Consider the following 18,367-nt stretch of genomic DNA (forward strand, 5'->3'; position numbering starts at 1 on the left):
ACTCGCCCATCCCCCTTTTTCACGTTCCAGCAACCGAAGAGGCAGCAGAACGTGAGCCCCATCGGTCGCGGTTGGGACATTACTCGTGCGATTGGCCGATTGTCAGCGGCGCGTTTGGCTACTGGCCTCCGCCGGAGCGCACGCCCCCGGGCGCACGTTTTGGTCAGATGGCCACTCATGAGCTACCTCTGGGGCAGGAGTTGATCAATGACCGTGTTGACCCAATTCGGCCGTCCGGCCCCACCGTGCGCAAGAGTCGCTGCCCAGCCACCGCGCGATGAGTAGCGGAGGTGTCTCACGCATTTGTCCCTCAGTCGGGGAAGGTCGCCGTCAGGATTTCCCAATGCCGACGTTGAGCACTGGCATGCCTTGCCAGTCTGTGGATGACTCCCCCGTCATCCGCTCCTGTGCGTAGCTGTACGGCGCCAGGTCCTCGAAGTAGGCACCCAGAGCTCGCCGGCACGCCGATCACCGAGCTGCGGCCTATTCGTGGACAGGATGCCGCAAGCCCATCAGCATCAGGACTGCGACCAGCTGGGACGCCCGTCGCTCAAGGGCCTCCGGAGCCGTATATGTGCCGGCCGCTCTGCATCCCTGAATTCAAGTGCTGCACTGGCTGTCCATCTGCCAGGCTCTCGGTATGAGGTTGAACCCGGGCATCACCATGGCCTACGCCGACGACATGCTCCGACGCGCGGAGACGACGTGGGGCAACGCGCGTGGCGCACAGGACTACTTCCGCGCCTACACCGATGCGGTCCATGAGACGTATCCCGTACTCAAGCAGGCCTTCGCCACTCCGGATCTCGCCACCAACCTGCACTCCGGCCTACTGGAATCTGCTGTCGATCGGTGGCGCACGTGTGGACCTCGGCGTCTTCAGCGACCCCGACGTGGCAGCGAACTTGAGGCGTGCCCTGCGCGCGGAGAACCAGGCGCTCGCCACCGAGATTGAGAACCAAGTGAAAGCCCTGGATCAGGCCCGCACCGAGCTTGAGGCACTGAAGAAACTCGCAGCCCGGCCTGGCCTCCCCGTCGTCTACGACACCAATATGCTCAACCACTGGCGGCAGCCCGGCGACGTCCTGTGGCGCGACGTCTTGAAGGCTCAAGGCGAGACCGTCCGACTTACACGGCTTGTGATTCCACTGCGCGTGGTCGATGAGCTCAACAAGCAGAAATACGGTCAGGGCGAGCTCGCCAAGAGGGCTACCACGGCCATCCGCTACCTGGAGCGTGTCCTCCAGGGAAGCCAGCCCGGCGACCCTGTACAGCTGCGCCAGGGTGCCACCTTGGAGGTATGGGTCAACATAGATGATCGTGGTGACGATGCCGACCTGGCGATCTTGCGCTGTGCGGCAGACCTGGACAACCTTCACCGAGACACCGGAGCCCGTGTGCTGACCGATGACTTCGGCATGCGTCTGCGCGCTCAGCAGGTGGGACTGAAGGTCATCTCCCTCCCGCAAGACCACAAGAAGTGACGCGCGCTGTGTCGAATGCAGGTTGAAGTTCGAAGGCAAGGCGAATGCGGCAGGCAGATATGTGCAGGTCAACCCCCTGCCGAGCTTGAAGCATGCATGCCCCTTCTAAGCGCTTGGCCGCAGGTTCGAGTCCTGCCGGGGGCGCACCACCCGCACCACCCTCAGGCCCTCCTCCCGGGAGGGCCTTTTTGCTGGTCAGGGGCACATTAGCGGGTGAGGCGTAGCGGGCGCGTAAGCCCGGACCGCCCTCGGGTGATCGTGACGGGGATCCGGTGCTGTCGACTGGCACCGGCGGCGATTCCCAAGCTCAGGGGCCTGTCGGGCCTGGTGCAAACTTGCATCGCCCAACGAAGACAGATGGGAGCGGCCAGGTGGGGCTTCGGAGTGGGACTACTACGTGCCGCACCAGGAGGACCTGGGGGCGGCGCTGGACGAGCTGCGCCGCAAGGTGTTCGAGGCGGGGGACTACTACTGGGTCAACGGCGCCGGCCGGCGACCGGCGGCGCTGGATCGGCCGATGCGCAGTACTGCATGACGACCGGAGCCGGCCTCAAGAAATCTGCTTCTGGGGCCACTCCGGCGACTGATCCGCAGTCAAGGCGCGCTCACACCTGCATCTACGTCCGACATCAACGAGGACGAACACCAGCACACCCGAGCGCTCCCTCTCACTTGGGGCCCGGAGGACGGATAAAATGCCCGCAGTTTCATCGGTGCTTCAGGGGGGCCAATGAGAGGCGAGTCACAAGTACGCGTACGTCGGAATGTACTTTTCTTCACGATCCCTCTTATTCTTCTCGGCCTAGCCGCAAGCCTCCTTCTGTGGGTCATAGTGACCCAGAATCTTCCAGTTTCCATTCGCTCTTCCTGGCCGTGGAAATTGCAGATGCTCGATACTCAATCGGCAACCGCCGCAACGACGATCGCAGCCAGCCTTGTGTTCGCTCGTGCGCAGTACGCATCAGTGGTACGCCCCATGCTCGGGTGGACTGGCAGCGTGGTGGAGGTCGCCGGACGTTCCGACGAGTTGGCGTGGCGGGTCAGGTTGTTGAACGGAGCATCAGCAGCATCGCGGATCAATATCACCGGCTACCGCGTCATCCTGAATCCTGCTGTTCATCCATCAACGCCGGCTTCTGACTCATGGCTGTCACGAGAAGAAGCCATATCTTGTCTGCGGTCTGCGGGCATGAGTCATTTTACAGACTTCGAGCTGCGTCACATCGGCCCTGCATTTCCGCTCTCCAATGCAACGCCGAATGCCGGAGTCGTGGGGATATTTACCCGAAGAGCCATGGAGCTGATCGAAGAACTCCACGTCAGGGTAGAAGCCACAGATCAGGCGGGGGACACTCACCAAAGGACCGTTTACTGCATGTCCGGGGCTATTCGCCAACCTACCTCCATCACCCTGGAATAATGGTGGAAAATCAGAGCAGAACCGCCGGCCCCCGGCACCCGATGAACGTCATCGAGTTCTGCAAGAGCTTCGGCCAAGCGATGAGAACGACACAGAGCTGCCCCCGGCAGCGGCCCTCTGGCGACGCGGCAGGCCAGCAGGACCAGCGCGGCCCGGCGCCGCGCATGACGAAAGGGCCTCCGCTCGGAAGCGGAGGCCCTTTCCTTGGATCAGAAGAAGCCGTTCAGGTGCCACCAGTCGGTGGCTGTCTCCTGGCGCGAGCCCAGTGAGCCGGTGCCGCGGCCCGGGTACACGAGCTGGCAGCCGACGCCCCGGCATCCTTCGCCGACGTAGCTGCTCTTGGTGGTGGTGACGAGGTCGCCATGGCCGTCGCCGGTGACATCGCCCAGGCCCAGGAACGTGTCCATGACGTTCCAGCCACCGCTGCCGATGAGCACACGGGATCCGAGGACTCCGGCCTTGCCCGGGTACAGGTACAGGTTCCCGGTGGAAGCCTGGCGGGCGATCAGGTCCGCACGGCCGTCACCGTTCATGTCACCCGCCCCGACCAGGGCGCTCATGCCGTTCCAGCCGCTGTTGCCGATGATCTTGCGCGCACCGAGGGTGCTGGCGCCCGTGCCGGGGTACAGCCACAGCTTGCCCGTGGCCTTCTCGACGGCCAGCACGTCCGAGCGGCCGTCGCCGGAGAGGTCTCCGTAGGCGACGATCCGGCTCATGGCGTTCCAGCCGCTGATGCCCATGAGCTTGCGCGCACCGAGGCTGCCGGTGCCGGTGCCGGGGTACAGCCACAGCTTCCCGGTCGACGCCTCGCGGGCGATCACATCCTCGCGGCCGTCACCGCTGAAGTCGCCGTGCCGGACGAGGGCGTTCATCGCGTTCCAGCCGCTGTTGCCGACCAGTTGCCCGGTGCCGTCGCCGCGCAGGAACCACAGCCGGCCCGCCTTGTCCCGGACAAGGACATCGGCCCGGCGGTCGGCGTTCAGGTCACCGAAGCCCGCCGCCTGGGGCGCGGTCGCCGTGTACCACTCCGGGTAGGCCGGGAAGTAACACTCCCGCTGGGTGGCGACGAGGCTCACGGAGCTGACGGTACGGTGTGAGTAACCCCACTCGGTACCCGGGGGGTCGGGGGCCCACGAGGCGACACCGCCGGTCCGGCTGTAGTTCGGATCGTCGTGCAGGCAGGCGAACTTGGACGTGCGGTTCACGACGGACTGGAACGTGTTGTCCCAGTCCCCGAGCGTCGCCTTGTTCGTGTTCGTCTTGAACATGGTGCCTGTGCCGTTGTCGCTCTTCCAGGCACAGAAATAGCCCGCCGGGCAGTCGCTGATCGCGGCCTGCGCGGGCGCCGCGCCCGCGCCGAGGAGCCCGAGCGAGGTGAGCCCCAGCGCCGTGGCCAGCGTGGCCACGCGCCGAAGCAGTGAAACGTGCATGTCTTCCCTCCCTAACGCGGCGCGGAGGACGCTCGACGCGCCGCGACAGGAAGATACCTCGCCGACGTGATCACTCCTCGCGCGCGTTGCCATCTCGTGCGACAGGTCCGGTGCCCCGGTGGCAAGGCGTCCGGCTGGTACCGGGCTTCTGCCGGGTGTCTGCGGAGAATGCGCGGTCAGGTTTCCCGGCGCGGCACCGGCGTCGAGCCGGCCTGCCGTCCCGCTAAGGAAGCCCCGCGCAGACCAGCAGCGCGAAGGCCGCCAGCGTCAGCAGGGTGCGAATCTGGTGCAGGCGGTTCCAGCGGGTCTCGAAGGCGGCCCGGACCTGGCTGTCCGGCACCGGTGGGGTGGCGTTCTCCGACGCCGCCAGCGCGTTGTTGAGGGGGATGTTGCCCGCGACGGTGACCAGGTGGTTGAGGACCGCGCACACGAGCCCCGCGACGATCAGCCACCGCTCGCTGACCGTGCGGCCGTCCACGGGGACGGCCACCGCGGCGGCCGGGAACGCGATGATCGCGACGAAGACGACGAGGAACACCCCGCGCGGCACGGTCTCGTTGATGCGGCGCATCGCGGGCACGAACTGTTCGTCGGACAGCCGGGCGAGGCCGGGCATGATGCCGGTCAGGAAGATGAGCATGAAGCCCGCGTACAGACCGGTCGAGATGACGGCGAGGGCGAGCAGCAGGGTCGGCATGCGCCACATCATGACCCGCCGCGCTGGGCAGCGCAGCCGAGTTCGCCCACCGCGCGGGCAGGGTCGGCATGCGCCACATCATGACCCGCCGCGCGGTGCGGGGCAGCCGAGTTCGCCCGCCGTGCGCGTACGCACCAGGCCGGCTGCCCCAGGACCCAGCGTCAGCCCTTCAGCCGCTGCGCCTGTCCGATCGCGTCCGCCAGCTGCCGTACCGCGCGGTCCTCCGTCGATTCGGCGAGCCCCCGGGCCCGGTCCCTGAGTGCGGGCAGGCCGGGCGAGCCCGGGACGGAGCCGCCGCGCAGTTCGTCGGCGAAGTACGCGGCCACCGCCGTGACCTGGAGCCGCTTGGACGCGGCGTCCCACAGCGCCCCGTCGATCGCCCCGGTCTCCACCGAGCCCGACCGCTCGTGCGGCGCCCGCGTCGCGGGGTCGAGCCAGCGCACCGTGGCCGTGGCGACATGGCCGCTCGCGCCCTCCCGGAGCCGTACGGCGTACAGCGCGGTCACCGTGTGGCCGGGGCCGACCTCGCCGCCGTCGACGCGGTCGTCGCGGAAGTCGTCGTCGGCGACGGCCCGGTTCTCGTAGCCGATGAGCCGGAACCGCTTCACGGTCTGCGGGTCGAACGCGACCTGGGCCTTGGCGTCGCGGGCGCGCAGTTCGACGTGGGCGGGCAGCTGGTCGACGAAGACCTTCCTGGCCTCCTCCTCGTCGGAGACGTAGGTGGTGTGGCCGTCCCCCTTGTCGGCGAGGCGTTCCATCAGCGCGTCGCCGTAGTCGCTGCCGACCCCGACGCCGAAGAGGGTGATGCCGTGCTCCCGGCGGGCGTCGTCGATCCGGTCGAGGATCGCGTCCGCCTCCGTCTGTCCGGTGTTGGCGAGCGCGTCGGAGAGCAGGACGACCCGATTGGTGGCGCCCTTCCTGCGGCCTTCGACGGCCACCTCGTAGCCGGTGGTGACTCCGGCCTCCAGGTTCGTCGAGTCCGTGGGCTCCAGTTCGTCGACGATGTCGTGGATCCGGTCGCGTTGGCCACCGAGCCGGGTCATGGGCAGCCGGGTCCTCGCCTCGCCGCTGAAGGTGACCACGGCGATCGCGTCGTCGTCGCGCAGCTGGTCGGTGAGGGTGCCGAGCGACTTCTTGACGAGGTCCAGGCGGCCGGGTTCAGCCATCGAGCCGGAGATGTCGATGACGAACGTCAGCGCGGCGGGCGGTCGTTCACTGCTGCGCGCCGGCGCCGCCGTGGCCAGTCCCACGCGGACCAGCGACCAGTCCTCGCCGCCGCCGTCCCCGTGCATCTCGCCCTCCGTGGCCTGCGGCCGTGCACCGTCGACCGTCACGGAGAAGCCGTTGCCGTCGGGCCGTTCGTAGTCCTGCCGGAAGCTGTTGACGAACTCCTCTGGCCGGACCTCGTCCGGCCGCGGCAGCCGCCCCTCTTTCAGGAGGCGGCGGGCGTAGCCGTAGGAGGCGGTGTCGACGTCGAGGGCGAACGTGGACAGGTAGTCGGCGGGCGGCGCGGATTCACGGACCGCGTCGCTGTCCTCTTCCGCCCCTTCGCGTGGTGCGCCCTGGCCGCCGTCGGGGACGGCGGGCGCCGGCGCGGCCCCGTTGGACCTGCGCCCGTCGGCCTGGTCGGTGGCGATGTTCTCCGAGCCCGAGCAGGCAGACGTCAGCAGCATGCCTCCGGCGAGCGCCACGGCCGACGCGGCCCTGACCGCCCAACCGCCCCTTCTCCTGCGGCACGTCATTCCGGTACGGAACGTCATCCGGCTCTCCCCCTCGCATCGAACGGCACTTGTGAATGTGACGTCCGAGACGGCCCGCAGGAGCAGACGAAGGGGTTGCGGAAGCATCTCGATGCGGCAACGGCCACGAGCAGAACACCGTTGCCCAGGGGTCGCCCGGGGGCCCAGAAGGCCCGCCTACGACACGATGTCCTTCCGCGAGAAGTTACGGAAGGCCAGCGCGAACAGCACCAGCGCATAGGTGACGGACACGGAAGCCCCCTTCACCATCCCGGTCCACTCCAGCTGCGGCTGGAGTGCGTCGATCCAGGCGAACTGCCAGTGCGCGGGCAGGATTTCGCGCCACCCGCCCAGTGCCGTGACCGCGTCCAGCACATTGCCGATGATCGTCAGCCCGACCGCGCCGCCGACCGCGCCGAGCGGCGCGTCCGTCTTCGTGGACAGCCAGAACGCCAGCCCCGCCGTGACCAGTTGGGACACGAAGACGAACGCGACCACGATCCCCAGCCGCCCCAGTGACGCCCCGGCGCCGAGCGAACCGCCCGTGGGCAGCTCCAGCGGCCCCCAGCCGTAGGCGACCGTGCCCGCGGCCAGCGCGACCAGCGGCAGCAGCGCCATCGCGGCGGCGCTGAAGCCGAGCGCGACCGCGAGCTTGGACCACAGCAGCCGGGTCCGGGGCACCGGCGCGGCCAGCAGGTAGCGCAGCGACGACCAGCTCGCCTCCGAGGCGACGGTGTCGCCGTGGAACAGCGCCACGGGAACGACCAGCAGGAAGCCCGCCGAGACGAACAGGCAGGTGGCGGCGAAGTTGGCGCCGGATGCGGTCGCCGTGTCCATCAGGGTGATCCGGCCGTTGTCCCGGCCGTCCGGCGTGCCGCCGATGGCGAACGCCGCGATGAGGATGAACGGCAGGATGGCCAGGATGCCGCCCATCACCAGGGTGCGGCGGCGTTTGAGCTGCCGGATCGCCTCCACCCGCAGCGGCAGGGTGTGTCCGGCCCGGTAGCCGGGGGCCGCCCCGACGAGCACGGGCTCGGCCGGGGCCTGCTCTACGGGCGCGCTCATGCGGAGCCTCCGATCAGGGTGAGGAACGCGTCCTCCAGGCGGCGGTGCGGTCCGACGCCCGTCAACGGCACGTCGAGGCGGACCAGTTCGGCGATCATCACGGTGGCGTCGGCGCCGTCCAGCCGTACCAGCAGGCCCTCCTCGGTGCGGACGGCCGACCCGATGCCCGGCAGTGCGGCGATCTTCTCGACGACCGGCTCGGGCACCTTGCGCGCCGTGGTGACGAGCAGGGTGTCGCTCTCGCCGGTGATCTCGGCGACCGGTCCGGCCTGCACGAGCCGGCCCCGGTCCATGACGACGAGATGGGTGCAGGTCTGCTCGACCTCCGACAGGAGGTGGCTGGAGACGATGACGGTCCGGCCCCCGGCCGCGTACCGGATCATCACGTCCCGCATCTCGCGGATCTGCGGCGGGTCGAGGCCGTTGGTCGGTTCGTCGAGGATCAGCAGGTCCGGCAGTCCGAGCATCGCCTGCGCGATGGCCAGGCGCTGCCGCATGCCCTGCGAGTACGTGCGGACCGCACGGGCCAGCGCATCGCCGAGACCGGCGATCTCCAGTGCCTCCTCGATGTGCGCGTCGGCGGCGGGGCGGCCGGTCGCCTGCCAGTACAGCTCCAGGTTCTCGCGGCCGGACAGGTGCGGCAGGAAGCCCGCGCCCTCGACGAACGCGCCCACCCGGGAGAGCACCGGCGCTCCCGGCCTGATCGCGTGGCCGAAGACCCGGATCTCGCCGGCGTCGGGCCGGATGAGGCCCATCAGCATGCGCAGGGTGGTCGTCTTGCCCGCGCCGTTGGGGCCGAGGAGTCCGAGCACCTGGCCCTTCTCGACGCGGAATGACAGGTCCCGTACGGCGTACCGGTCCGCGGACTTCGCGTAGCGCTTGGTGAGTCCGGTGATCTCCAGCGGCACGTCGGCGCGTTCCGGGGCGGGCGCCGGCGCGACGGCCCGGCGGCGGGCGATGATCAGCAGCGCGGCCGCGACGAGCGCGCCGGCGGCCGGCAGCCCCCACACCCACCAGGGCAGTGCGGCGTCCTGGGTGCGCACGGCCGGGGCGGTGGGCACGGTGAGCGCCCCGGCGAGGGAGACGGTGTACATGGCCGGTTCGGCCGGGGAGGCGTAGCCGAGGTCGGTCGCGGACAGGACGAGACGCAGCCGGTGCCCGGCGTCGACCTCGTGGTCCACGGCGGGCAGCGTGAGCGTCACCTTCCTCTCCGCCGTGGCGTCCTCGACCCGGACCGGGGCGACGAGCTGGGCGGGCAGTACCTGCTGCCTGCCGTCGGGTCCGACGTCGTACACCTTGCCGAACAGCACGGCGTCTCCGCGGTCGGAGGCCACCTCGACGGTGACCACCGGGGAACCGGTGATCCGGGTGGCACGGTCCAGCGGCGTGGAGGTGAAGCTCGCGAACTGGCCGGGGAAGTCGAGGGAGAGCCCCACGCCGAGCGACGACAGCGCTCCGGCGCCGCCGCCGAGGCCGGGGACGGCGGAGATGGCGGGCGGGGTGGCGCCGGCCGGATTGGCGAAGCGCTGCTCGCCGCCGGCCAGCGGGAAGGCGCGGGTGCCGCTCGTGAGGCCCGGGTAGCGGTCTGCGGTCGCGCCGCGCAGCAGTGCCTGACCGTCGGTCGAGTCGACGCCTCCGGTGCGGCTGACGCGGAAGGCGGGCCCGGTGTCCACACCCTTGTCCTGCTTGAGGTACCGGTCGAACCAGTCCCCGATCCGTGCCTGCACCCGGCTCGTCTCGCGGTCGCCGCCGTCGTGCCCGCCGGCGATCCAGTCGACCGCGACGGGAGCGCCGTTTCCGGCCACGGCCTTGGCCATGGCGTCGGCGTGGGAGAGCGGGAAGAGGGAGTCGGACTGGCCCTGGACGATGAGCGCGGGCACCTCGATCCGGTCCGCCACCGCGGAGGGGCTGCGTGCCTGAAGGAGCGTACGGGCCTCGGCGTCTGGCTTTCCGGCGACGGCCACGCGCTCGTACATGGCGCACAGCCGCGCCTCGAAGCGGCCGCAGCCGGACGGGTTCAGGCGGTCGGCGGCCGTCCCGTCCGCGGAGCCGGCCCGGTCATCCGAAGGCGCGTCCCGCGCGGCACGTTCCTCGCCAGCACCGGCCTCGTCCCCACCGGTTTTGTCCGCACCTGCCTTGTCCCCACCGGCCTTGTCCCGGCCGGCCTTGTCCCGGCCGGCTTCGTCCGCACGGTCATCCTCCGCACCCGGCTTGTCCCGGCCGGCCTCCTCGCCGCCGGCCTCGTCCCCGGCCGGGGCGTCACCCGTCGGGGCGTCACCGGCCGGTGGCGTGGCGGGCTGGTCGGCGGAGGGCGCCGAGCCGCCCGGGAACGAGCCCGTGGAGAAGAAGATGCCGGCCCACAGCTTCTTGAAGACTCCGTCGGGGAAGAGGGCGTCGGCGAGATTCCAGTAGGTGATCTGCGGCGCGATGGCGTCGACTCTCCGGTCGTGACCCGCGCCGAGCAGCGAGATGGCACCGCCGTAGGAGGAACCGGTGATGCCGACGCGCGGGTCGCCCTTGCCGTCGAGCAGCACCTCGGGCCGCCGCGCGAGCCAGTCGATCAGCCGGGAGACGTCCTTGACCTCGGCCTTCGGGTCGTTGATTCCGATGCGTCCGGTGGATTTGCCGAAGCCACGCGCGGACCAGGTCAGTACCGCGTATCCGTCCTGCGCCAGCTTCTCCGCCTGGGCGCGCACGTCCTCCTTGCTGCCTCCGAATCCGTGCCCGATGAGCACCGCGGGCCTGCGCCCGTCGCCGCCGGCGGTGAAGTACGAGGTGTCGATCTGTGCCCCGGACACGTCCTGCACCCGGTCCTCGCGGTGAACGGCGGGCGGGCCGTCGTCGGCGACAGCGGTCCAGGTGCCCGCGCCCGCGAGCACGGCGAAGGCCGCGACACCGGCGAGCCATCGGCCCCGTGGTGCGGTCCTGAGCCGGCACAGGGACCGGGGAAGTCGGATCTGCATGGTGAAAACCCTAAGCGGACAGCCTGTGCGAGCTCTGCTGCCGCCAGGCGGAACCCATGCACCTTCCCCGGGAGTACGCGGCGGGCTCGGCGTACACCGGACGCGGTATGCGGGGCCCCGGGGGAACGGCGTACGCAGATCTTCACCTGGCACCCATCGGAGCTGCACACCGGCCAGGGGCTCGCCCGATGATCTCAATTGCCGTTCCCAGCAGGGAAGTTGAAAACTTCACCGCACCGATGCTTTTGGCATGCACGCATCTTGTGGCGCAGGTCACAGCACGAGACTCTGTTCGACGCGACGGCTTCACCTGGCACGATGCACGCCCAACCTTGTCCGTGCTCGGTCAACGAAAGGTAGGTGCACGAGATGAGAGTCTCTGCCCGCCGCATCGGGGTGCTGATACCCGCAGCAGCCCTGGCGGCCGGTCTCCAGTTCGCCGTCTCCCCCACCGCGCAGAGCGCGACCCTCGGCGATCTCCGTCTCGCCCCCACTGCAACCGCCGTACAGAACAGCTGGATCGTCGTCCTGAAGGATGGCAGCACCAGTGCCGCCGATCTCGGCGTCACGCCCCAGCACACCTACCGCAGCGTCCTCCAGGGCTTCTCCACCTCCATGTCCGCGGAGAAGGCCAAGGCACTCGCCTCCGACCCGCGGGTGGCGTACGTCGAGCAGAACTCGATCGTCCGCCTGAACGACACCCAGCCGAACGCCACCTGGGGCCTCGACCGCATCGACCAGCGGAGCCTGCCGCTGTCGAAGTCGTACACCTATGACACGACCGCGTCGAACGTGAACGCGTACATCATCGACACCGGGATCCGCACCTCCCACAGCGAGTTCGGCGGACGCGCACGCGTCGGCACGGACACGGTGGGCGGCGGCCAGAACGGCCAGGACTGCCAGGGCCACGGCACGCACGTGGCGGGCACGGTCGGCGGCAAGACGTACGGCGTCGCCAAGGGCGTCAACCTGATCGCCGTACGCGTCCTGGACTGCCAGGGCTCCGGCACCACCGCAGGCGTCATCGCCGGTGTCGACTGGGTGACCGCCAACGCCAGGAAGCCGGCCGTTGCCAACATGAGCCTCGGCGGCAGCGCCAACACGTCGCTGGACAACGCGGTGAAGAAGTCGATCGCCTCGGGCGTCAGCTACTCGATCGCCGCGGGCAACGGCCTGCCCATCGTGGGCCTGCCCGCGAACGCGTGCAACTACTCGCCCGCCCGCGTCCCCGAGGCGATCACGGTCGGCGCGACGGACAGCTCGGACCGCCGGGCGTCGTTCTCCAACTTCGGCACCTGCCTGGACCTGTTCGCACCGGGTGTGTCCATCACGTCGGCGTGGAAGGACAACGACACCGCCACCAACACCATTTCGGGCACGTCGATGGCGACGCCGCACACGGCGGGCGCGGCCGCTCTCTACCTGGCCACGCACCCCACGGCGACCCCGGCCCAGGTCAGGGACGCCCTGGTGAACAACGCGACCAGCGGCAAGGTCCAGGACGCCCTCATCGGCTCTCCCGACAAGCTGCTGTACTCGCGGTTCTAGACAGACACCACCGGGGCCGCACGGCCCTTCCCGGCCCCCCTCGCGCATGCGTCCACGGACCTCGCGCGCGAGGGGGGCCGTCCCTGCGAGGGGGTGCATCCGTGCCCGCACGGCGCGCCGGCCGGCGCGCCGTGGGCGGACACAAACCCCGTTGTGAGGTCACTCGGCGGCGCTCCGGCATCGCCGCCACGACGATGGACAACGCCGGAGGTCATGCCGCGTAGGCGGCCGGGTGCGTGCGCGCCGAGGCGAGGGTGAGGTACGGGTGCCCCCCGGGCGGGCCGGCTCCGATCCGGGGACTCTCCCGCCGCACGCTGTACGAGATCGTGCGGATCGAGGAAACCCGCACCTATTTGTGGACCGGGGCCGTCGGCGAGGCGCTGACGCAGTGGCGGCAGTTCGTGCACCAACCGAATCGGCGGCTCTACGACCCTGGGTTGTGCCGGCTGCACCGAGTGGCTCTGCTGCGCAGACCCCCTGCGGGCACGGGAGCGCTGGAGGGCGCCATCTGCGCCCTTCCCCGCCGTGCGGCGCGCGAACTGCGCCTGATCGTGCTCGCCTTGGACGAGTTGGACGAGCCGTTCTGACGAATCGACGAATCGACGAATCGACGAGCTGACGGACCGGCCGGCGGACCGGCCGGCGAAGGGCGAAGGGCGAAGGGCGGGCCCGTGCCACGGGCCCGCCCTTCGCCTTCGCCATGCCGCGTCAGTGGTTGCGGGGGAAGCCCAGGTCCACGCCCGACGGGGCGTCGGCCGGGTCCGGCCAGCGGGTCGTGACGACCTTGCCACGGGTGTAGAAGTGCACGCCGTCGTTGCCGTAGATGTGGTGGTCCCCGAAGAGGGAGTCCTTCCAGCCGCCGAAGGAGTGGTAGCCCACCGGCACCGGGATCGGCACGTTCACGCCGACCATGCCGGCCTCGATCTCCAGCTGGAAGCGCCGAGCAGCGCCGCCGTCGCGGGTGAAGATCGCCGTGCCGTTACCGAACGGCGAGGCGTTGATCAGCGCCACGCCGTCCTCGTACGTCTCGGCGCGCAGCACGCACAGCACCGGGCCGAAGATCTCGTCGCGGTAGGCGTCGGAGTCGGTGGTGACCTTGTCGAGGAGGGACAGGCCGATCCAGTGGCCGTCCTCGAAGCCGTCGACCGTGTGACCCGTGCCGTCGAGGACGACCTCGGCGCCCTGGGCCGCCGCGCCGGTGACGTAGGAGGCGACCTTGTCCCGGTGGGCCTTGGTGATCAGCGGGCCCATCTCGGACGTCGGGTCGTTGCCCGGGCCGATCTTGATCTTCTCGGCGCGCTCGCGGATCTTCTCCACCAGCTCGTCGCCGACCGAGCCGACCGCGACCACGGCGGAGATCGCCATGCAGCGCTCGCCCGCCGAGCCGTACGCGGCCGAGACCGCGGCGTCCGCCGCCGCGTCCAGGTCCGCGTCGGGCAGGACCAGCATGTGGTTCTTGGCGCCGCCGAGGGCCTGGACGCGCTTGCCGTTGGCGGAGGCGGTGGTGTGGATGTACCGGGCGATCGGGGTGGAGCCGACGAAGGAGACCGCGGCGACGTCCGGGTGGGCGAGCAGCGCGTCGACCGCGACCTTGTCGCCGTGGACCACGTTCAGCACACCGTCGGGCAGGCCGGCCTCTGCGGCGAGCTCCGCGAGGAGGTTCGCGGCGGACGGGTCCTTCTCACTCGGCTTGAGGACGAAGGTGTTACCGCAGGCGATCGCCAGCGGGAACATCCACATCGGCACCATCGCCGGGAAGTTGAACGGCGTGATGCCGACGACGACGCCGAGCGGCTGGCGGATCGCGGCGACGTCGACGCGGTGGGAGACCTGGGTCGACAGCTCGCCCTTGAGCTGGGTGGTGATGCCGCATGCCAGCTCGACGATCTCCAGACCGCGGGCCACCTCGCCCAGCGCGTCCGAGTGCACCTTGCCGTGCTCGGCCGTGATCAGGGCGGCGATGTCGTCGCGCCGGGCGTCGAGCAGCGCCCGGTACCGGAACAGGACCGCGGTGCGCTGCGCCAGCGACGACGTGCCCCAGGTCGCGTACGCCTCGCGGGCGGCACGGACGGCCGCGTCGACCTCCTCCGCGGAGGCCAGGGCGACCTTGGTGGTGACCTCGCCGGTCGCCGGGTCGGTCACCGGACCCCAGTTGCCGGACGCACCCTCGACGGTCTTGCCACCGATCCAGTGGTTGACGGTCTTCGTCATGGCGAAAAACTCCTTCAGAGATGGCGGCGTCGGGATGCGACTTGCCGGTCGTACTCCTCCCGGGCCTTGACCGCCGACGGGCGGGTCGCGGTCTCGGCCACCGGAACATCCCACCACGCCTGTGCCTCGGGCGCGCCCGACACAATGTCTGCCGTTCCGGTCTCCACGTAGACACATGTGGGGCCGTCCGCCGCCCGCGCCTCGGCCAGCGCTTCGCGCAGGTCACGCACGGTCCCGGCGCGGATCACCCGCATCCCCAGCGACTGCGCGTTGGCCGCCAGATCGACCGGCAGCGGGGCTCCGGTGTACGAGCGGCCAGGACCGCTCCGGTGGCGGTAGTCCGTGCCGAAGCGCTCCGCGCCGACCGCCTCGGACAGGCCGCCGATGGACGCGTACCCGTGGTTCTGCAGGATCACCATCCGGATCGGGACGCCCTCCTGCACGGCGGTGACGATCTCGGTGGGATTCATCAGGTACGTGCCGTCCCCGACCAGGGCCCACACCGGCCGCCTTGGTGCGGCCATCGCCACGCCGATCGCGGCCGGGATCTCGTAGCCCATGCAGGAGTAGCCGTACTCCACGTGGTACTGGTCGGCGGAGCGGGTGCGCCACAGTTTGTGCAGGTCGCCGGGGAGCGAACCGGCGGCGTTGATCAGGATGTCGTCCGCTGTCACCAGGGCGTCCAGGGCGCCGAGCACCTGGGTCTGGGTCGGGGCCGTGTCCTCGTCACCGGCCTCGTACGCGGCGTCGACACGGCGCTCCCAGCGCTCCTTCCCGCGCGTGTACTCCCTCTCGTACTCCTGCGTCACGCGATGGCCCGCGAGGGCGGCGGTCAGTTCGCCGAGTGCGGTGCGGGCGTCGGCGACGAGCGCGAGGCCGGCCAGCTTGTGCGCGTCGAAGGAGGCGACGGAGATGTTGACGAAGCGGACGCCGGGGGAGGCGAAGAGGGTCGATGACGCGGTGGTGAAGTCCGACCAGCGGGTCCCGACGCCGATCACCAGGTCCGCGGTGCGGGCCAGGTCGTCGGCGGTGGCGGTGCCGGTGTGGCCGATGCCGCCGATGTCGCAGGCGTGGTCGTGGGGCAGCGAGCCCTTGCCGGCCTGCGTGGAGGCGACGGGGATGCCGGTGGCGTCGGCGAGGGCGCGCAGCGCGTCCTCTGCCTCGCTGTGGTGGACGCCGCCGCCCGCGACGATCAGCGGCCTGCGGGCCCGGCGAACCGCGTCAGCGGCCTGCGCGAGCGCCTCCGTGTCGGGGCGGGGGCGGCGTACGGGCCACACCCGGTCGGCGAAGAACTCCTCCGGCCAGTCGTACGCCTCCGCCTGCACGTCCTGCGGCAGCGCGAGCGTGACCGCGCCGGTCTGCGCGGGGTCGGTGAGGACGCGCATCGCCTGGAGCGCGGCCGGGATCAGGGCTTCGGGGCGGGTGATCCGGTCGAACCAGCGGGACACCGGGCGCAGGCAGTCGTTCACCGACACATCGCCCGCGTACGGCACTTCGAGCTGCTGGAGAACGGGGTCGGCGGGGCGCGTGGCGAAGACGTCGCCGGGCAGCAGCAGCACGGGCAGATGGTTGATCGTGGCGAGTGCGGCACCGGTGACCAGATTGGTGGCGCCGGGGCCGATGGACGTGGTGACCGCGTGCGCGGACAGCCTGCGGGACTGTCGGGCGTAGCCGACGGCCGCGTGCACCATGGCCTGCTCGTTGCGGCCCTGGACATAGGGCATGTCCGCGGACGGCTCGACGAGGGCCTGGCCGATGCCCGCGACGTTCCCGTGGCCGAAGATGCCCCAAGTGGCGGCGATCAGCCGGCGACGGCGGCCGTCGCGCTCGCTGTACTGGTGGGACAGGAACCGCACCAGAGCCTGGGCCGTGGTCAGCCGCGTCATCGGTAACCCTCCGTGTGGTCGGGGTGGAAGCGGATCAGCCATTCCCGTTCGGCGCCCGGTCCCGCCATCACGTTGAGGTAGTACATCGTGTGGCCGGGCTCCGCGATGGACGGCCCGTGCCAGCCGTCGGGGACCAGGACGGCGTCACCGCTGCGGACCTCGGCGAGCACATCGGCGCCGCCGGGGCGCGAGGGCGAGACGCGCTGGTAGCCGACTCCGGCGCCGTCGATCTCGAAGTAGTAGATCTCCTCCAGCTCGCTCTCCTCGCCGGGGACGCGCTCGTCGTGCTTGTGCGGCGGATAGGAGGACCAGTTCCCTCCGGGTGTGAGCACCTCCACGGCGATCAGCCGGTCGCAGTCGAACGCCCCGGCGGCCGCGAAGTTGTGCACTTCGCGCGCCTGGTTCCCGCTGCCGCGGGCCTCGACGGGTACCTCCGGCGCGGGGCCGTAGCGAGCGGGGAGTCGGCGCTCGCACCTCGCTCCTGCCAGGGCGAAGCGGCCTCCCGCACCGGAGGCGATCTGGGCACGGGCGTCCCTCGGCACATACGCGAAGTCGCTCACTCCGCCGAACACGCCTTTGCGCCCCTGCAGTTCAAAGATCCCGTCTTGCGCCCGCACCGTGCAAGCGCCACTGAGGGGAAGCACGATCCACTCGCTGTCGCCGGTCGCGAGCACATGCGAACCACCCGGCTCCAGCTCCAGCACGCGCAGCTGGGAGTGGCCCCAGCCGGCCTGCTCGGGGGTGATGCTCAGGGCGTACGGCCCAAAGGCGGCGCTGCCCGCGGGGAGGTGCAGTCCGGGCAGCTCGGGCACTCCGTGCGGTGCCGGAAGCTCGGAGGATTCGTCGTCGCTCATACCTTCTCCGTACCCCTACAGCAGGCCCACGGCCGTGTCGACCGCGCCCGCGACATCGCCGTCGACCGGATAGAGCAGCGCGCGGCCCACCACCAGCCCCTGGACCGTGGGCAGTTGCAGCGCGGCGCGCCATTTCTCGTACGCGCTGTCCTGGTCCTTCCCTGCGTCCCCGCCGAGCAGCACCGCGGGAAGGGTGGAGGTCTCCATCACGGCTCGCATGTCATCGGGGTCCTCGGTCACGGGCACCTTGAGCCAGGTGTACGCCGAGGTCCCGGCCAGCCCGGAGGCGATGGCGATGGACCGGGTCACGGCCTCGGCGGCGAGATCGTTGCACAGCCGGCCGCCGATCCGGTGACAGATGAACGGCTCCACGAAGACGGGAAGCCGACGCTCGGCCATCTCGTCGACCGCGTGGGCGGCCGCAGCCAGCGTGTCGAGCGAGGCCGGGTCGTCGTAGTCGATGCGGAGCAGCAGCTTTCCCGCGTCGAAGCCGAGCCGGTCCAGGTCGCGGGCGCGGTACCCGGTGAACCGGTCGTCGAGCTCGAACGACGCGCCCGCGAGCCCGCCGCGGTTCATGGAGCCCATGACGACCTTGTCGTCGAGCGCGCCGAGCAGCAGTAGGTCGTCGAGGATGTCGGCGGTGGCGAGGACGCCGTCGACGCCGGGCCGCGAGAGGGCGAGACACAGCCGCTCCAGCAGGCCGAGCCGGTTCGCCATGGCGAGCGGGCGGTTGCCGACGGCGAAGGTGCCGCGGGCGGGATGGTCCGCCGCGACGATCATCAGCCGTCCGCTGTCGCCGACGAGGCGCGTGCGTCGGCGCCGCTGCCCGGCGGCTTCGGCGACGGCCTCGGGGTGGCGGGTGCGGATGCCGACGAGCTCCCCTATGTCGACGCGGCTCATGACGTCCCCCGCGGCGAGCCCTGTCGCGGCGGCTCGGCACCGGCCGGGGACACGTCGGCGGCGGGACCGTGCGCGTCTGCGGCGCCGTACGTGTCACTGCGAGGCGGCGCCTCACGGCCGGGCGGTGCGTCGCCGGGGCGGGTCTCGGGGGCGGGGTGGGTCTAGGG

Annotated in this window: 14 protein-coding genes; 5 read left to right on the forward strand and 9 right to left on the reverse strand. The window is 70.5% G+C overall.

What is annotated here, in order from left to right; translation table 11 throughout:
- Window positions 1-863: 863 nt before the first annotated feature.
- The 3 genes from J7E88_RS24705 to J7E88_RS24715 all read left to right on the forward strand — a co-directional run bounded on the left by J7E88_RS24705 (window position 864) and on the right by J7E88_RS24715 (window position 2,904).
- Window positions 864-1,484, forward strand: coding sequence for a PIN domain-containing protein (locus tag J7E88_RS24705; RefSeq protein ID WP_215184678.1), 621 nt, complete (start codon window positions 864-866; stop codon window positions 1,482-1,484).
- 397 nt (window positions 1,485-1,881) lie between these two features.
- Window positions 1,882-2,019, forward strand: coding sequence for a hypothetical protein (locus J7E88_RS24710; RefSeq protein ID WP_215184680.1), 138 nt, complete (start codon window positions 1,882-1,884; stop codon window positions 2,017-2,019).
- A gap of 297 nt (window positions 2,020-2,316) precedes the next feature.
- Complete coding sequence (locus J7E88_RS24715) at window positions 2,317-2,904, forward strand: hypothetical protein (protein ID WP_215184682.1); 588 nt, start codon at window positions 2,317-2,319, stop codon at window positions 2,902-2,904.
- Window positions 2,905-3,113: 209 nt separating this feature from the next.
- On the opposite strand, the gene J7E88_RS24720 is transcribed toward J7E88_RS24715, so the two are convergent.
- The 5 genes from J7E88_RS24720 to J7E88_RS24740 all read right to left on the reverse strand — a co-directional run bounded on the left by J7E88_RS24720 (window position 3,114) and on the right by J7E88_RS24740 (window position 10,798).
- Window positions 3,114-4,334 (reverse strand): FG-GAP-like repeat-containing protein, encoded by a 1,221-nt coding sequence (locus tag J7E88_RS24720; RefSeq protein ID WP_215184683.1) that lies wholly within the window; start codon window positions 4,332-4,334, stop codon window positions 3,114-3,116.
- Window positions 4,335-4,557: 223 nt separating this feature from the next.
- Entirely contained in the window at window positions 4,558-5,031 is a 474-nt protein-coding gene (locus J7E88_RS24725) for a DUF1772 domain-containing protein (RefSeq protein WP_215184685.1), read from the reverse strand.
- A 161-nt stretch (window positions 5,032-5,192) separates the two neighbouring features.
- A complete protein-coding gene (locus tag J7E88_RS24730) occupies window positions 5,193-6,773 on the reverse strand; it encodes a von Willebrand factor type A domain-containing protein (protein ID WP_215184744.1) in 1,581 nt (526 codons plus the stop codon).
- A 174-nt stretch (window positions 6,774-6,947) separates the two neighbouring features.
- Window positions 6,948-7,835, reverse strand: a complete 888-nt coding sequence (locus J7E88_RS24735) for an ABC transporter permease (RefSeq protein ID WP_215184687.1) — start codon at window positions 7,833-7,835, stop codon at window positions 6,948-6,950.
- Entirely contained in the window at window positions 7,832-10,798 is a 2,967-nt protein-coding gene (locus J7E88_RS24740; RefSeq protein ID WP_215184689.1) for an alpha/beta fold hydrolase, read from the reverse strand. The genes J7E88_RS24735 and J7E88_RS24740 overlap by 4 nt, the downstream gene beginning before the upstream one ends.
- Window positions 10,799-11,158: 360 nt before the next feature.
- Between J7E88_RS24740 and J7E88_RS24745 the strand changes: the two genes are divergently transcribed.
- The gene (locus J7E88_RS24745; protein WP_308307591.1) at window positions 11,159-12,349 is read left to right on the forward strand and encodes a S8 family peptidase; all 1,191 of its coding nucleotides are present in this window, start codon (window positions 11,159-11,161) and stop codon (window positions 12,347-12,349) included.
- A gap of 326 nt (window positions 12,350-12,675) precedes the next feature.
- Complete coding sequence (locus J7E88_RS24750) at window positions 12,676-12,936, forward strand: hypothetical protein (RefSeq protein ID WP_215184692.1); 261 nt, start codon at window positions 12,676-12,678, stop codon at window positions 12,934-12,936.
- 121 nt (window positions 12,937-13,057) lie between these two features.
- On the opposite strand, the gene mmsA is transcribed toward J7E88_RS24750, so the two are convergent.
- From mmsA to J7E88_RS24770, 4 genes are read right to left on the reverse strand one after another with little or no spacing between them, the layout of a single operon-like run.
- On the reverse strand, window positions 13,058-14,560 hold the full coding sequence (mmsA, locus tag J7E88_RS24755; RefSeq protein WP_215184695.1) for a CoA-acylating methylmalonate-semialdehyde dehydrogenase: 1,503 nt from the start codon (window positions 14,558-14,560) through the stop codon (window positions 13,058-13,060).
- A 14-nt stretch (window positions 14,561-14,574) separates the two neighbouring features.
- A complete protein-coding gene (gene iolD, locus J7E88_RS24760) occupies window positions 14,575-16,488 on the reverse strand; it encodes a 3D-(3,5/4)-trihydroxycyclohexane-1,2-dione acylhydrolase (decyclizing) (protein WP_215184697.1) in 1,914 nt (637 codons plus the stop codon).
- Entirely contained in the window at window positions 16,443-17,300 is an 858-nt protein-coding gene (gene iolB, locus J7E88_RS24765) for a 5-deoxy-glucuronate isomerase (protein WP_215184699.1), read from the reverse strand. Before iolB ends, iolD begins: the two co-directional genes overlap by 46 nt.
- A gap of 15 nt (window positions 17,301-17,315) precedes the next feature.
- Window positions 17,316-18,200: a deoxyribose-phosphate aldolase gene (locus J7E88_RS24770; protein ID WP_215184701.1), complete on the reverse strand. Its 885-nt coding sequence runs from the start codon at window positions 18,198-18,200 to the stop codon at window positions 17,316-17,318.
- Window positions 18,201-18,367 lie beyond the last annotated feature (167 nt).

Origin of the sequence: Streptomyces sp. ISL-10, from assembly GCF_018614575.1 — a bacterium.
Lineage (GTDB): Bacteria > Actinomycetota > Actinomycetes > Streptomycetales > Streptomycetaceae > Streptomyces.

Excerpts from the sequence above, each read along its gene's own strand:
- J7E88_RS24720 (WP_215184683.1), bottom strand. The coding sequence starts at position 4,334 with ATGCACGTTTCACTGCTTCGGCGCGTGGCCACGCTGGCCACGGCGCTG.
- J7E88_RS24725 (WP_215184685.1), bottom strand. The coding sequence starts at position 5,031 with ATGCCGACCCTGCTGCTCGCCCTCGCCGTCATCTCGACCGGTCTGTAC.
- J7E88_RS24730 (WP_215184744.1), bottom strand. The coding sequence starts at position 6,773 with ATGACGTGCCGCAGGAGAAGGGGCGGTTGGGCGGTCAGGGCCGCGTCG.
- J7E88_RS24735 (WP_215184687.1), bottom strand. The coding sequence starts at position 7,835 with ATGAGCGCGCCCGTAGAGCAGGCCCCGGCCGAGCCCGTGCTCGTCGGG.
- J7E88_RS24740 (WP_215184689.1), bottom strand. The coding sequence starts at position 10,798 with ATGCAGATCCGACTTCCCCGGTCCCTGTGCCGGCTCAGGACCGCACCA.
- mmsA (WP_215184695.1), bottom strand. The coding sequence starts at position 14,560 with ATGACGAAGACCGTCAACCACTGGATCGGTGGCAAGACCGTCGAGGGT.
- iolD (WP_215184697.1), bottom strand. The coding sequence starts at position 16,488 with ATGGCTGATCCGCTTCCACCCCGACCACACGGAGGGTTACCGATGACG.
- iolB (WP_215184699.1), bottom strand. The coding sequence starts at position 17,300 with ATGAGCGACGACGAATCCTCCGAGCTTCCGGCACCGCACGGAGTGCCC.
- J7E88_RS24770 (WP_215184701.1), bottom strand. The coding sequence starts at position 18,200 with ATGAGCCGCGTCGACATAGGGGAGCTCGTCGGCATCCGCACCCGCCAC.